Source organism: Bacteroides sp. AF25-5LB (assembly GCF_003602965.1).
GTDB lineage: Bacteria > Bacteroidota > Bacteroidia > Bacteroidales > Bacteroidaceae > Bacteroides > Bacteroides uniformis.
This window is the reverse complement of the sequence record NZ_QTMC01000002.1, coordinates 1-14,117: the sequence shown is the minus strand read 5'-3', so window position 1 is coordinate 14,117 and position 14,117 is coordinate 1. Positions and strand designations below refer to the sequence as shown.

Annotated in this window: 12 protein-coding genes, 2 tRNA genes and 3 pseudogenes; 7 read left to right on the top strand and 10 right to left on the bottom strand. The window is 46.0% G+C overall.

What is annotated here, in order from left to right; genetic code table 11:
• The first annotated feature begins 114 nt into the window (after positions 1 to 114).
• From DWY57_RS02235 to DWY57_RS02225, 3 genes are all read left to right on the top strand, one after another.
• A tRNA-Ser gene (locus tag DWY57_RS02235) sits at positions 115 to 199 on the top strand.
• Between the two features lie 207 nt (positions 200 to 406).
• On the top strand, positions 407 to 943 hold the full coding sequence (locus tag DWY57_RS02230) for a flavodoxin (RefSeq protein ID WP_119961284.1): 537 nt from the start codon (positions 407 to 409) through the stop codon (positions 941 to 943).
• Positions 944 to 972: 29 nt separating this feature from the next.
• A complete protein-coding gene (locus DWY57_RS02225) occupies positions 973 to 2,049 on the top strand; it encodes an alpha/beta hydrolase (RefSeq protein WP_171030432.1) in 1,077 nt (358 codons plus the stop codon).
• Between the two features lie 6 nt (positions 2,050 to 2,055).
• Here the strand turns inward: DWY57_RS02225 and DWY57_RS02220 are convergent, their stop codons facing one another.
• Positions 2,056 to 3,111, bottom strand: coding sequence for a winged helix DNA-binding domain-containing protein (locus DWY57_RS02220; protein WP_119961283.1), 1,056 nt, complete (start codon positions 3,109 to 3,111; stop codon positions 2,056 to 2,058).
• 188 nt (positions 3,112 to 3,299) lie between these two features.
• Between DWY57_RS02220 and DWY57_RS02210 the strand changes: the two genes are divergently transcribed.
• The 4 genes from DWY57_RS02210 (at position 3,300) to DWY57_RS02195 (ending at position 6,355) form a co-directional block, all read left to right on the top strand.
• Positions 3,300 to 4,445, top strand: coding sequence for an NEW3 domain-containing protein (locus tag DWY57_RS02210; protein ID WP_119961281.1), 1,146 nt, complete (start codon positions 3,300 to 3,302; stop codon positions 4,443 to 4,445).
• Positions 4,446 to 4,447: 2 nt separating this feature from the next.
• Entirely contained in the window at positions 4,448 to 5,191 is a 744-nt protein-coding gene (locus DWY57_RS02205; RefSeq protein ID WP_034522675.1) for an ABC transporter ATP-binding protein, read from the top strand.
• A complete protein-coding gene (locus tag DWY57_RS02200; RefSeq protein ID WP_008664980.1) occupies positions 5,184 to 6,140 on the top strand; it encodes an ABC transporter permease in 957 nt (318 codons plus the stop codon). Before DWY57_RS02205 ends, DWY57_RS02200 begins: the two co-directional genes overlap by 8 nt.
• Before the next feature lie 127 nt (positions 6,141 to 6,267).
• Positions 6,268 to 6,355: transfer RNA gene (locus tag DWY57_RS02195), tRNA-Ser, on the top strand.
• A 107-nt stretch (positions 6,356 to 6,462) separates the two neighbouring features.
• Here DWY57_RS02195 and DWY57_RS21595 read toward each other — a convergent pair.
• From DWY57_RS21595 to DWY57_RS02155, 9 genes and pseudogenes are all read right to left on the bottom strand, one after another.
• Positions 6,463 to 6,834 (bottom strand): annotated as a pseudogene (locus DWY57_RS21595) (GNAT family N-acetyltransferase); the annotation flags it as partial.
• 108 nt (positions 6,835 to 6,942) lie between these two features.
• Positions 6,943 to 7,428 (bottom strand): annotated as a pseudogene (locus tag DWY57_RS21590) (GNAT family N-acetyltransferase); the annotation flags it as partial.
• 17 nt (positions 7,429 to 7,445) lie between these two features.
• On the bottom strand, positions 7,446 to 8,012 hold the full coding sequence (locus DWY57_RS02185; RefSeq protein WP_119961279.1) for a YdeI/OmpD-associated family protein: 567 nt from the start codon (positions 8,010 to 8,012) through the stop codon (positions 7,446 to 7,448).
• 104 nt (positions 8,013 to 8,116) lie between these two features.
• Complete coding sequence (locus DWY57_RS02180) at positions 8,117 to 9,520, bottom strand: mobilization protein (protein WP_119961278.1); 1,404 nt, start codon at positions 9,518 to 9,520, stop codon at positions 8,117 to 8,119.
• A gap of 281 nt (positions 9,521 to 9,801) precedes the next feature.
• Positions 9,802 to 10,758, bottom strand: coding sequence for a toprim domain-containing protein (locus DWY57_RS02175; RefSeq protein ID WP_119961277.1), 957 nt, complete (start codon positions 10,756 to 10,758; stop codon positions 9,802 to 9,804).
• A 211-nt stretch (positions 10,759 to 10,969) separates the two neighbouring features.
• Positions 10,970 to 12,037 (bottom strand): AAA family ATPase, encoded by a 1,068-nt coding sequence (locus tag DWY57_RS02170; RefSeq protein ID WP_119961276.1) that lies wholly within the window; start codon positions 12,035 to 12,037, stop codon positions 10,970 to 10,972.
• 11 nt (positions 12,038 to 12,048) lie between these two features.
• On the bottom strand, positions 12,049 to 12,357 hold the full coding sequence (locus DWY57_RS02165) for a DUF3853 family protein (RefSeq protein ID WP_005654521.1): 309 nt from the start codon (positions 12,355 to 12,357) through the stop codon (positions 12,049 to 12,051).
• Positions 12,358 to 12,578: 221 nt separating this feature from the next.
• A complete protein-coding gene (locus tag DWY57_RS02160; protein ID WP_119961275.1) occupies positions 12,579 to 13,643 on the bottom strand; it encodes a hypothetical protein in 1,065 nt (354 codons plus the stop codon).
• Positions 13,644 to 13,655: 12 nt separating this feature from the next.
• Positions 13,656 to 14,066, bottom strand: a pseudogene (locus DWY57_RS02155) (PDDEXK nuclease domain-containing protein); the annotation flags it as partial.
• Positions 14,067 to 14,117: the final 51 nt, after the last annotated feature.

Here is a 14,117-nt window from a genome sequence, read left to right as displayed (position 1 = left end):
TGCAAAAGTACTATTAATTCATGAAAAAAGAGAAAGGAAGTTTGCAGAATTAAAAATGATTTGTACCTTTGCACCGCTTTAAGAAAAAAGCACTTCTCGAAAAGGAAGTTTTTAGGAGAGGTGGCAGAGTGGTCGATTGCGGCGGTCTTGAAAACCGTTGTGCTGCGAGGCACCCGGGGTTCGAATCCCTGTCTCTCCGCAGAACTCCAAAGACAAAAAGGACTCAAAGTATGACAAATCCCGTAAAATCAAGGTTTTACGGGTTTTTTTATTTCTCTTCTCGGACATCTATCAGTAATTTGGGTTATATAATCAGTAATCTGGATACCTATGTAATAATAATACCCGCTACTTTTGTATCGCTATAACAATTGGATTTATATGTTTCAACTAAATAATATATCGTATGAAAAGATTGGTATTGTTTATGATGGCAGTTATGCTGTTGTCTATTATTGTTAACGCACAGAAAAAAGGTGGTAAGACACTGGTAGCTTATTTCTCGGCAACGGGAACAACGGCAAGGGCTGCCAAGTTGGTGGCAGAAACTGTCGATGGGACTCTCTACGAAATACAGCCTGCGAAAAAGTACACGGCTACTGATTTGGACTGGCATGACAAAGCTTCGCGCAGCAGTGTGGAAATGTCGGATTCCAAATCGCGTCCTGCATTGTATTCTAAACTGGTGAGTCTCTCGGAGTATGATACTATTTATATCGGTTTTCCTATTTGGTGGAATTTGGCTCCAAGAATTATCAATACATTTATAGAAAGCGGTGATTTTGCAGGTAAAACGGTTATTCCATTCGCCACTTCGGGAAGCAGTAGTATTTTTAATGCAGAAAAGGAATTACAGACGAATTACCCCGGCATAAACTGGGGAAAAGGCAGGCTGCTGAATGGAGCGAGCCGGGAAACTGTCAAGCAATGGATTAAGAAATGAATTTCCAGCCGAAACTAAAAGAAGTAGAGATGAAGAACATGGTAAAAAACATATGTGCGGCGATGGTTATTAGCCTTTGTGCTGCGGGACATTTGTCTGCAACAGAAAATAATCCTAATAATGATAATAAATTTATGGAAGAGAATTTGAATCTGATTCAGGAGTGGGACAAGACATTTCCACAGAGTGATAAAGTAAACCATAAGAAGATAACTTTCCACAACCGTTACGGCATTACACTTACTGCCGATTTGTATGTACCCAAGAATGCGACGGGTAAATTGTCTGCCATTGCCATCAGTGGCCCGTTTGGTGCCGTGAAGGAACAAGCTTCGGGCTTGTATGCGCAGACATTGGCAGAACGTGGATTTCTGACGATTGCTTTCGATCCATCCTATACGGGGGAAAGTAGCGGCCAGCCCCGTTATGTGGCTTCGCCGGACATCAATACGGAAGATTTCAGTGCAGCGGTCGATTATCTTTCCACCCGTGACGATGTAGATGCAGAGCGCATCGGCATTCTCGGTATTTGTGGATGGGGAGGCATGGCGCTTAATGCAGCGGCTATCGATACTCGCATCAAGGCTACAGTTACGGCAACCATGTACGACATGAGCCGGGTCAATGCTAACGGTTATTTTGATTCTATGAATGCCGATGCACGGCACGAATTGCGGCGTCAGCTTAATGCTCAGCGTACGGAGGATTATAGAAACGGTACATTTGCTCTTGAAGGAGGTGTAGTAGATCCGTTGCCTGCCGATGCTCCACAATTTGTGAAGGACTACCATGCCTATTATAAAACACCGCGCGGCTATCATAAGCGGTCACTCAATTCTAACCGCGGATGGAACAAGACTTCACCGCTTTCGTTCATCAATATGCCTATCCTTTCATATAGTGATGAAATCCGTAGTGCAGTGTTGATGCTGCACGGTGAGAAGGCCCATTCACGTTATTTCAGTGAAGATGCTTTTAAAAAGTTGCAGGGTGATAATAAGGAGCTGCTGATTATTCCCGGTGCAAACCATGTAGACTTGTATGACAATATAGAGGTAATTCCATTCGGCAAAATAGAGAGATTCTTCAATGAACATCTTCGATGACCGCCTTTAATGTGTTAGGAACCGGACATACCTTTCTTTAGCCTGGTTCAGCAATTCCTCTTTCAGGCAGATATCTTTCCGGAAAAGCGAAAGCTCCGGGAAGATTTCTTTTTTCTTGGACGCCTTGTTCCAATTTCCTACTACATGCCCCTTATAGAGAAGTACCGGAAAGAACAATCCGTTGTTGGTGAAAGCTTTGGAATAGTCTTCTTTGGGTAGGACGTTCGTCCGGTCCTTGTAGCCTATCAGGTATTCATCGTAGGAGGGAAGAAGGTGCAGGCTGTCGGTCGCCTTTCCTAATGTCCGGCAGGAGTCATGGATGTACCATGTCTGGCTGTGCCATTGTTCGGACATCAGTTCCGGTTCTATCAGAGAAATGGCTTGCCTTGCTTCCGTTAAAGGCAAACCGGACCACCAGGAGAAGTCTTGCAGGGTAGCGGGGGCATGGCTGCGGAAATAGGCTGTAGCCAGGCGGGCCAGCGCTTCTTCTTTCGCTAGTTCGGGGGTAGGTGGAACTCTTTCGTCCAGAAGGGCATAGGTGTGTTGCCGTCCACGGCATTCTCCGCTGCACACAATGCCTTCGACTTCGGCACGCGACATGAAGCGGGTCATGTGGTAGTTGTCTGCAAGCAGTCCCGAATGTTCAAAATGTTCCGCAATCTCTTGTTTCGTCAGGCTTCGCTTCCCGCTGAGGATATTCCCAAGTATGGTGTAGCTTCTTTCATATTGCTGTTCCGTGATTTCCAGACCATGCCCTTTTGCATAGGAATCATTGGCAGATTTGATGCGTTGTGCAGAGAGTTTCAGCATCCAACGAATGTCTTCTGCTGCTACCAGGTGCCATGTGGGGCGCATTACGTGGGTTCTCAGTATTTCCCCTTGATGCAGGGCTTTTTCCACAGTTTGAATTCCCGGTGACTTCAGCCTCATACCTACGGCCCATTTCACCATTGTATAGTCTTGTGCCTGCATGGCGCCCATCCAGGAGACCAGTTCTTTCGGGTGGCGGAAGAGTGGAGTGGACAGTTGCTGGTTCTGTAAGCGTATTTCAAGGATTCTCATGTCGGTATGGTATTCGTTTGTATCAATAGGAATCGCAAAGATAAGAAAAGCAGGTCATTGTAGGGTATATCGTGTCCGCAATTATATTCTTTTGTTTCTTTTAACACCAGCTAATATAGCTATCTTTTATTTTTGTAACGCACAAATTGGGAAAATATTCATAATAAAACAACCATAAGAACTTTTTTATGACTATGAGAACAAATTGTATTTTATTGTTAGCTATTTTGTTGGGAGCTTTTCCCTTAAATCGTGTACATGCCGATGAATCTGGAAGCATTATTCTGTACACTCCTTACACAAAAATTTCCGTGACGCCCGGAGCGTCCATTGATTACAGCATTGATTTGATTAACAACACGGACGGGGTTACAAATGCAAATCTCTCGGTCAGCGGATTGCCGGGCAGTTGGAAGCATGAAATCAAGTCAGGCGGCTGGACCCTCAGCCAGCTTTCTGTACTGCCCCAGGAAAAGAAAACGTTCAATTTGAAAGTGGAAGTTCCTCTAAAAGTAAATAAAGGAAGTTATCATTTCACAGTATTTGCCGGAGAAACCAAACTGCCGCTGGAGGTGGTCGTGGCCCAGAAAGGAACTTACCAGACCGAGTTCACTACCGACCAGCCCAATATGCAGGGCAATTCCAAGTCCACCTTTACCTTCAATGCCACTTTGAAAAACCAGACGGCCGACCAGCAGCTGTATGCGCTGATGGCCAATGCCCCCAGAGGCTGGAGTGTCGTGTTCAAGCCCAACTATAAGCAGGCCACTTCTGCCCAGGTGGAAGCGAACAGCAGCCAGAATGTGAGTATAGAGATTGTCCCTCCCGCCAATGTGGAAGCCGGCAATTACAAGATTCCGGTACGTGCGGCTACCGGTACGACTTCTGCCGACTTGGAGCTGGAAGTTGTTGTCACGGGTTCCTACGAGATGGAATTGTCCACGCCCAGAGGATTGTTGAGTACCGAAATCACAGCGGGAGATGTGAAGCGTATCGAGTTGGTGGTCCGGAATACCGGCTCTTCATTGTTGAAAGATATCCAGCTTTCTGCCAATAAGCCCGTGGACTGGGAAGTGTCTTTTGAGCCTTCGAAGATTGATATGCTGAAGGCGGGGGAAACGGCCAATGTCGTAGCTACCATGAAAGCATCCAAAAAGGCATTGCCCGGAGATTATGTGGCTACCATGACGGCCAAAACTCCTGAAGTGAATACAGACGCCCAATTCCGCATTGCCGTGAAAACCCCGATGATATGGGGATGGGTGGGCGTTTTGATAATAATCGTTGCCATAGGTGCCGTATGCTATCTGTTCCGTAAATATGGAAGGAGGTGAGCATGGACGAGCGAGTGATTGCATTGACAGACTTGACCAAGCAGTATGGGCGCTTCACTGCCGTAGACCGCATTTGCTTGACTATCCGTAAAGGGGAGATTTTCGGATTATTGGGGCCAAACGGCGCCGGCAAGTCAACTACCATCCTGATGATGCTGGGACTGACGGAACCCACTTCCGGCTCTGTGGAGATTTGCGGTATCGACTCTACCAGGCATCCTATCGAGGTAAAGCGGAAGATAGGCTATCTGCCCGAAGATGTGGGGTTTTATGATGACATGACCGGTCCGGAAAACCTTATATATACTGCGCGTCTCAATGGCATTTCGGATGCCGAAGCGAAAGTCAGGGCGCTGGAGCTGATGGAGCATGTGGGGCTTGCCGGACAGATGAAAAAGAAGACCGGGAAATATTCGCGCGGTATGCGCCAGCGATTGGGACTGGCGGACGTGCTTATCAAAAATCCGGAAATTATAATCCTGGATGAACCTACTTCGGGAATAGACCCTGCCGGTGTTCAGGAGTTCATCGAGCTCATTAGGCAGTTGAGCCGGAAGGAGGGACTGACCGTCTTGTTCTCTTCCCACCACCTGGACCAGGTGCAGAAAGTTTGCGACCGCGTGGGACTGTTCAACAGCGGGAAGCTGGTCACCTTGATTGATATGTCTGATTTGAAGGACAAGCATCAGGAATTGTCTGATATTTATAACCATTATATGGAGGAAGGAGGGGAAAGGCATGAATAAAGTCAATTATCCTTTTTGGGTAGTCGTCAACAAGGAAATATCCGACCATGTGAAAAGTTGGCGGTTCATTATCTTGATGGGAATCATTTTGCTTACGTGCATGGGCTCACTCTATACCTCGCTTACCAACATCGGTGCCGCCATCAAGCCCAATGACCCGGACGGTTCGTTCCTTTTCTTGAAGTTGTTCACAGCCTCGGACGGCACATTGCCTTCTTTTGTGCAGTTTATCAACTTTCTGGGGCCATTGTTGGGGATTGCGCTGGGATTCGATGCTATAAATTCGGAACAGAACAAGGGGACGTTGAGCCGTATGCTGTCACAGCCCGTTCATCGTGATTGCATTATCAATGCCAAGTTCGTGGCTGCATTGATTGTGATAGGTATAATGCTGTTTGTACTGGGATTCCTCGTAATGGGCTGCGGGTTGATAGCGATAGGCATTCCTCCCACAGCAGAAGAATTTTGGAGGATTGTATTCTTTCTCATAATCAGTGTATTCTATGTGGCATTCTGGCTGAATCTGGCCATTCTGTTTTCGCTTTGCTTCCGTCAGGCGGCCACCTCGGCATTGGCTTCGGTGGCGGTATGGTTGTTTTTCAGCGTGTTCTATACGATGATTGTCAACCTGGTTGCCAAGGCGTTGAGCCCCTCGCAGCTGGCATCTCCTTATCAGATAGTCAGTTACCAGAAATTTATTCTCGGTCTGATGCGTCTGGCACCTAGCGAACTGTTCAATGAGGCGACCACAACGCTGCTGATGCCTTCCGTCAGAAGTTTGGGGCCGCTCACTATGGAGCAGGTTCAGGGGGCCATTCCCAGCCCGCTGCCATTGGGACAGAGTCTTTTGGTGGTGTGGCCGCAGCTCACCGGACTGATTGCAGCTACTGTTATCTGTTTTGCCCTTTCGTATGTCATATTCATGAGACGGGAAGTCAGATCACGGTAATGATAAGTATGTTTTATTGAGTGTTGAAAGTCCGTTCCGGCATTGGTTGCTTGAACGGACTTTTAATATTATTTGCCCGAACATTTGGTAATTCCAAAAACTTCCCTTACTTTTGCGCCCCGAACAAGGAGAGGTGCTCGAGTGGTTGAAGAGGCACGCCTGGAAAGCGTGTATACCCCTAAAGGGTATCGGGGGTTCGAATCCCCCTCTCTCCGCAATAAACGCTGAAAATCAGCAAATTGCAAAACAAACACCCAGTTTTACACCCAAGAATGTAAAACTGGGTGTTTTATATTCATTTAAGAGATTATGTTCTATGTGACTATAATAATTTGCGCATGATGAAATTTGTCAGTTCCAGTTTGTTTGCTCTATGTTTCTGCATTTTGACTATTTCATATCCCTTCTTCTCAAAGAATGGTCTGGCTGTCAGGCTTACTTCGGATGTTATTTCAGCAACTCCCCATTGCCTGGCAATGTGTTCAACTTCAGAAAGAAGTTGTGTGGCCACTCCTTTACCTTGCCAGTCCTTGTGTACGAACATAGAATGCAGATAGCCGTCTTTATTCATGGATGAAAAGCCAACCATGCGGCTCGCTTCATCAAAAGCGCCTATAAAATGATTGTGTGACAGAAGCTCTTTCAAATGCTCCACACTGTCACCACAAGATGCCCAATCTTCTACCTCTTCTTTTGTATAATGCCTTATATTGACATTCAGCACGGTAGAACGAAATAATTCCTGCATTTCGGGAATGTCCTTATCTTCAAGAGGGAGAAGCTTATATTGGGGATTTAACTGGCTAAGTTCTTTTGTCATTATAAACTCATCCATCGTCTCTTTTGCCACCTTGAATCTCAATTTAAGATACAAATGGACAGCACGGTTAGCTTTCTGCACGGAAAGGGAAACACGCTTATATCCCTTTTTTCTAAGCAACTCTGTCATTTCATTCATCAAATGGCTCCCGATGCCCTTATTACGATATTCTTTATACAATGCTATGGAAAGGGAAGGAGTTTGGTCATCTATATGCCCATAGTCATTCATAATCCTGACCCATACTGCTCCTACGACTTTTCCTTCACAATCAGCAACCAGACAAAAGTCATCCTCTTTTGTTCCAAAATGCTCGACATAGAGTTTCAATTCCGGCAGATTTACTACGTCCCTTGAAGGGGCTTCCATTCCTTCCGGGATGAATATCGCTTCGTAAAGAAAATCCTTTAATAAAGATGATTCATCTTGACACAAAGGTCGAATTTTATAGTTAATAGTTTTATTCATATTCTACTCATATTAGATTATAATCTACCATTATCATTCCACTCTCCGTAAAGAATGCCTTTGCGAGTATTCTCTATGAATTTGCTTAGGCGGCTCTTGAAAAGTTCCGGCTGGCGTTTCTTTATTTGAATAGTATCTATCCTCACACGCTTATACAAATCCGGTAGTTGGCAGAAGTTTTCCCATATTAAAGGGTCGGATTTCAATTCTTTTATAATATCCTTATCTATAGTAAAACCATTATCGGACATATCAGGCAGAACTGCTCTTCCTGCATCAGTCATCATACCAAGTTTTTCCATTCTGCGGCATCGCTCCTTATTCAGTTCCGACCAATTACTTCTGGGCTTTCGAGGACAAAGCTTTTGGACGGTTGTATTATCAGGCAGTTTCTTTGTGGTACTGTCAATCCAACCGAAACATAAGGCTTCTTCTACGGCATCTATATACCAAAAAGTTCCGTCTTCTTTGGGTCTTCCTCGCCTTACCACTACCCAACACTCAGTTGCTTTATCATGATTTTGCAGAAGCCATTCACGCAGTTCTGTCCTTGATTTTACCTTTAATAAATTATGTATTTCCATTTGTAGAATTATGAGTTTTCTAATAATGCCATAAAAGTACGAAAAAGAAGCAACCCAAATGCTATTGGGCTACTCCTTTCTGATAAGTTTGGGCGATTTAACAATTACAATTTGAACCCTTTGCTTTTTCTTGGTTCTTCTGCTGATATTCTCAAACCTTGCCGTAACTTATCAAACTGCCCTTTGAACCACTCTCCAATCGGCTTCCTATTTATAGTTAACATAAGTTTACCGCTATCGGTTGGATGTTTCTCCACCCTGAAAACATCGTTATTGATTTCAAACTTTCGTCTGTGTTCTTCGGAATAAATTTTGCCACTACATTGTATGGCTTCTTTCTTTGTCAAGAGGCTTTCTATCATATCTTTGGTAAATCCGATAACAGCGCATAGTTTTTCCATTCTCAACATCTCTTTGAACATGGGAAACCATTTGTGGGCTTTTTCAAGCAAGGTGCTCAATCGTGATATTTCCTTGTCTTTGGCTTCAAGTTCTTGATTATGTATTCTTTGAAGATTACGAATTTGTCTGCTATGCTGTTCCTGTATTTGTTGTATCTGAATTTTTAATTCATCAGTAGCTTTGTCCCGTTTGGTAATTTCCTGATGTAGCTGCTCGATGTGATGTTCCAGTTCTTTCAGCTTACCGCTTCCGAAAAGAGAACCTACACCGCTTGCTATGGCGGTAGCAGCATTGGTGGCTGTTTTCTTTAGTTTGTCCGTGCGTATCTCTGCTTTTACCTGTTTGAGTTCCTGTTCGGCAAGGCTTACTTGTTGTTCCTTGTGTCGCTTGGTTTCCTCTATACGTTGCAGTTCGGCTTTCTGCTTCTCAATGATGAAATCATTTCGTTCCAGATGCTCTTTACCTGTGACAGCTTTTGCCTGTCCACGTTCCATCAGGAGAATATCGGAAGCAAGGGTCTGCATGGTTGCCATATCCTCGTCATTGAGCTTTCGGCTTTTTCCAGTTTCATGGTTCATCCAGTCGAATACGACATGAGCATGATAATTTGGTTTGAACCATCTGTTACCGACTTGGAAGCTCTCCTTGTCTTCCGCTTCCGGCTGACCGTTCAGCCAATGCCCTTCGTCTTTATGCAGGAAAATCTGTAGCGGAGTGATGCCCCAGCGTCTTTGGCACTCTTCACCGAATTTGCGTACATCAGCCAGTGTGGTGTCCGGTCTGATAAGCAATACTCCTTCACGGATGGGTGAGCATCCCGCCACCTTGATAATCTTTCCATTCTTTCCCTTGCGTTCCCTTTCCTTTTCCTGCATGGCACGTCCGGTCTTTTCCTTGACCATTTGCTTGATATTGTCATAATGAGTTCGCAGTTCGGGAGTGCCGAAGTCGGGATTTATCCACTGTTCGTTATCGGTGGAAAGTTCGGGAACGACATAGATTCTGGACTCCCCGATATTACGCATATACTCGGCAGTCCTTCGGTTGTGTGCCTCGCTCGATGCGATGTTGCAAGGCTTGATGTGTATGCTTGATTTTGTTGCCATAGCTTCTTTTCTTTGTTTGCAATTGATTATTCTGCTCGCTTTCGCAGAGGGGTTATTTTATGAATCTCGGCTGCATTCGGCATAGGTCAAGCAAGCTTGCCTCTGCTCTCATTTGCACGAGATTTCTTAGGGGTAACCCATAAGCGGAGATTGCAAAGAGAGGGTCACTCTTTGCTCGGGGTTCTCAGGGGTGAAACGTCCTGAGTGGGTCATTAGGGCAAAGCCCTAATCCCCTCGGGAGAGCCCACAACTACGAAAGCGAAGCGTGTAGTTATAGTGGGCTATAACCGGAAGCCGTTCTTCTTCTCAGGTGATTGGCTGCGCACCCCTTTGGCGGACTGGAACTGCCTTTTTTTCTCAACCAGTTTCTGTAAGTATTCGTTCAAGTCCTTGCACCCGCCATAAATCTGCGAAGCGTCCCGGATGTACCGGTCTCTGCCGTATTCCATGCGGATTTGTTGGAGTGCTTCCAGTCCTGCATGGTCGTTGTCGAAAAAGCAGTGGATGCGCTCATAGTTGCCCAGCGGATAGAGAGCCTTTTTTATATTCGATACGGAGTTCAATACAATGTAGTCCTGCCCGTCCAATTCCGGATAATTCGGGCAGCTTTCCTGTCTCAATGTCAGAAAGGAAAGATAGTCCATGAATCCCTCGAACACATAGCAGGTAGTCCTTGCTTTCCCCGATTGTTTGATGTGGGAGATTTCCTTGGGGGCGATGCAGCCCTTGAAATAGGGGTTACGAACCTCAAACCCACCCGAACCGTTAGGGAAGGCAATGGCAAAGTAACGCTTGCCGTTGTGGGTGTAACGGGCTTCACTACATTCTCTTTTTGCCAGCTCCAAATCTATTCCTCTACCTTGTAAGTAGGAAAGCAGGGCAGGAGACGATAGCGGTACTATCTCCAGCTGCTGGAAGCTCGGACCGAAAGAGTCCTGCTTGCCAAAGGAGAAAGATACTGGGTGTACATGCGGTGTCTGTTCCGCAATCCGCTCCAGCAGGTAAGGTACATGGTCGGTAGCATACAGGTGTGCAGCCAGTTCAATGATACCGCCCCCTTTCCCTAAACCGAAGTCGTACCACTGGTTGCGTTCGGTGTTCACTTTGAAGGAAGCCTCTGTTTCTTCCCTCAAGGGAGATTTGTACCAAAGGTTGATACCCTGCTGTTTGACGGGTGAATAACCCAGGCTGTGCAGGTAGTCAGCCAGATTGATTTGTTTTGCAGTCTCGATGTTCATAAGGAAATCGTTTTTAGTGAGTACGTTGATTATTTCTCTTTTTGCCCGCAACTCTTAGAAGTATGCGGTCTGTACAATCACTTCACTAAACTCCTAATATATAGACCCCCGGAATAAAGTGAAGCGATTAGTCTGTTTCTGAAATCACTTCACTAAATTGTCGTATATATAGGATACGGGAATAAAGTGAAGTGATTTTCGATGTAGTCGGCTAATAGTGGTAATCGGGCTTGAAGGAATACTTCCTGCCGTTTTCCTGCACTATCATCCGTTTGTTGCGCAGCATGGTGATAAGTGCCACTGCATTCTGGTGATTCAGCCTAACCCCCTCTGCCAGATAAGTCTTGATTAAGGTATCTTCCAGCTCCTTGTAGCCGTATTCCTCTTTCAGTGCAAAAGCGGCTTCCAGAGCGGCACGGTGCTGCGGTTCTGAAATATCCTTGTAAGGGTCAAACTTTTCCACTGAGGGTCTTCCCGGCTTCCTTGCTTCCGGCTTGTAACCTTCCGCAAGTTCGGGCAGGGCTCGGTCGTTGATGCGGAATGCAAAAGGCTCGAAGTCCATCGCCCGGATGTGCATGGCGGAAACATGGCTGATGTCGCTGTTCCCCTTGTCCTTTTCCACCAGCAGGACTGTTTCCGCCTTGTTGTTCAGTTCCGTACCGATGTGCCCTCTTGCGTTCTCATCCCCCTTGTTCTGATGCAGTATCGTATGGATATGAATCTGCCTGTCGTCCGTCCACTGCATCAGCTTGGATATGATGCGGGTGGATTCACCGGGGCTGTTGATGTCGTACACCATATCCCGGATGCCGTCTATGATGACCAGCCCAATATCCGGTGAGTGGTAGATAGCCTGTTCTACAATGCTGATGCGCTGTTCCGGGGTGTATTTTCTCAAAGCGAGAAACTCCAGATAACCGCTGTCCCTATCATCGGGCAATCCTGCCATCCGCAGGATCCGCTTCATCACTTTCAGGCAGTGGTAGGGGCTTTGCTCCGTATCTATATAAAGCACTTTCCGCTTTTCCTCGGGCAGTTCAGCCGCATATCGTAACACGGTACCGTTCTTCAATGCAGCGGCTACGATAGCCGATACATTGAAGGTTTTCTTGCTCTTGGCTTTGCCGATGGATGCGCTGAAATTGCCCAGCGTCCCGATGACAGAGCCGTGTACTTTCAGAATTTCGGGGGCTTTTTCGTAGCATCTTGACAGACTTAGCCGGGATTCCTGCCAGAGGATAACGGCTTGTTCGGGTGATATTTCTTTTATATAGTCCATAATCACCTCCTTTATCTGCGTCCTCCGGTTTTCTTGCCAGCCAGTTCCAGCGCCAGTTCCGCATCCACGATAATCTTGCGCCCAATCTGGGTAATGGCTTTGTCTATCTTTCCGCTTTTCTTGATGCGGTTGGCTGTGGGCAGGCTGCACCCGAAAAGCTTGGCTATGCCGAGTATGCCGTACACGTACTTTCTTTCCGTGTCGGTAGTCGGCTGCGGTTGCGCCTCTGCCTGTACCGAAGCGTGTCTGCTTAAAAAAAGGAACTCTTCGCCTGTCATCTGCCAGACGGGTTTCACTAACAGTTCTTTGAGGTTGTTCATCGTCCGTATGATTACTTGTTTGACAATAGCCCTGCGCACAGGCTGTTTCTTCTGTTCTCGAACGATGCAAAATTAGGTAGGGTTTTGAGTGGTAAGTATGTGGATGATAGATACGGATTGTTCTGTTATATCGCTGAATATCAAGAAATAAAAATACCACTCAAAAATTATTTTGAGTGGTATAAGTGGTCATGTCGTAAAATATATCGGAATATCACGGGTTATCGGAATATTCCGTCCATTTCCTTGACGAACTTTTGGTTGGGAATGCTGGGTAAATCGGAGACGGGTTCCCTGTACTTGGACTTGTAATAGTTTTCACCAATATTTAGGTGTTTCAGGATGGCTTCCTTCCATTTGTCCTTATCCTGCCCCGGCAACTGCTCCCTCATCAGGGAAATCAGATAGCATACCCGTATCTTTTCCCTTGGCTTTATTTTCAGTACGCACTGGCAGGGATGCAGATTCATGCAGGCATAGAAATCCGGTGCGGTAATGTCTTCAAACTGTTCCCCTGCACAAACTTCATGAATGATGGAAAGCAGCTTCATGCTGAAATATTCAGGCAATTCGGCAGTCGTAGCTGTAGTCGATGCGGTTGTAGTTTCAGCTTCCGGCTGGCTGTCTGTACGGCTCTGCCTGTCTGCTTCGTTCGGTTGGCTTTCTTCGTCCGGTACATATTTGGTCAGGATGCTCATGAAGTGTACGCTAAGCAGGTAGATGTCGTCGCAACGGTTTTTCATGTATTGCCGGGCTTCTTTCCAGAGAAGGGTTTGCTGCTCATAAAGATGGTCCAGCTGGGCTTTCTCCTTTTCATATTCAGCCTTGCAACGCTCATATTCTCTTTCCGCCAGCTTTTCTTCTTCGGGTGTATGCTCTCGGTAGCCAATGGAATCATAGCGGTTGTTGGCTTCGTTCATCGGTTTGCGCAGCCTGTTTACCACTTCCATCTCTTCCTTGATGGTTTCCTTGTAGCGGTCTGCGTATTGGTAGCATACACGTATGATCACTTCGTCATGGAGAAGGCGGTAAGATTCATAAAGCCGTATGTATTCTTTGACTTCCTTTTTCAGACTTTTCAGCAGCAGGGTACATGGTTCTGGCGGTGTATGCAGCACCAGTTCAAGGATAGCTTGCTCAAAAGCCTTTATATCGCTCCATTTCGAGTAGAAATCAACGATGAATTTCTGCTTTTCAAAAGAGAAAGTATGGCTTACAATCCAATCTTTGCAGATTCTGTTCAGCTCCCCGTATTGAGGAATGAGGGTTGTTATCGTTTTCTGCATGGCATACTCTTATTATTGGGGATCCTTGTCAAGGAAAGAAGCCAGTTCTTCTTCCACTTCTTCTACGCTGGGCAACGCTGATTTCAATTTCTCGGGAATCGCCTTGCTCAATTGGTAATCGCTGATGCCGATGGGCTGGTCATAGCCGGAAAGGGCATACTGGGCAACCACTTCGTCCTTTCCTCTGCACAACAAAAGACCGATGGTCTTGTTGTCGTGTTCCCCTCTCAACTTATCATCCACCACGTTGATGTAAAAGTTGAGTTGTCCGGCATATTCCGGCTTGAAAGGAGTGGCTTTCAATTCTATGACAATATATGCGTGCAACGGAATGGAATATAGAATCAGGTCGGCAAAGAAATCGCTGTTTCCTACTTGGAAGTGCTTCTGCCGGGCAACGAAGGCAAAACCGTTGCCCATTTCTTATGCCAACAAATTTATTATGCAAAGTGACTTAAACTAAATCACAGCTAC

Bases quoted from the DNA above. Each gene is read 5' to 3' on its own strand.
- DWY57_RS02230 (WP_119961284.1), top strand. From the start codon at position 407: ATGAAAAGATTGGTATTGTTTATGATGGCAGTTATGCTGTTGTCTATT.
- DWY57_RS02225 (WP_171030432.1), top strand. From the start codon at position 973: ATGAAGAACATGGTAAAAAACATATGTGCGGCGATGGTTATTAGCCTT.
- DWY57_RS02220 (WP_119961283.1), bottom strand. From the start codon at position 3,111: ATGAGAATCCTTGAAATACGCTTACAGAACCAGCAACTGTCCACTCCA.
- DWY57_RS02210 (WP_119961281.1), top strand. From the start codon at position 3,300: ATGACTATGAGAACAAATTGTATTTTATTGTTAGCTATTTTGTTGGGA.
- DWY57_RS02205 (WP_034522675.1), top strand. From the start codon at position 4,448: ATGGACGAGCGAGTGATTGCATTGACAGACTTGACCAAGCAGTATGGG.
- DWY57_RS02200 (WP_008664980.1), top strand. From the start codon at position 5,184: ATGAATAAAGTCAATTATCCTTTTTGGGTAGTCGTCAACAAGGAAATA.
- DWY57_RS02185 (WP_119961279.1), bottom strand. From the start codon at position 8,012: ATGGAAATACATAATTTATTAAAGGTAAAATCAAGGACAGAACTGCGT.
- DWY57_RS02180 (WP_119961278.1), bottom strand. From the start codon at position 9,520: ATGGCAACAAAATCAAGCATACACATCAAGCCTTGCAACATCGCATCG.
- DWY57_RS02175 (WP_119961277.1), bottom strand. From the start codon at position 10,758: ATGAACATCGAGACTGCAAAACAAATCAATCTGGCTGACTACCTGCAC.
- DWY57_RS02170 (WP_119961276.1), bottom strand. From the start codon at position 12,037: ATGGACTATATAAAAGAAATATCACCCGAACAAGCCGTTATCCTCTGG.
- DWY57_RS02165 (WP_005654521.1), bottom strand. From the start codon at position 12,357: ATGAACAACCTCAAAGAACTGTTAGTGAAACCCGTCTGGCAGATGACA.
- DWY57_RS02160 (WP_119961275.1), bottom strand. From the start codon at position 13,643: ATGCAGAAAACGATAACAACCCTCATTCCTCAATACGGGGAGCTGAAC.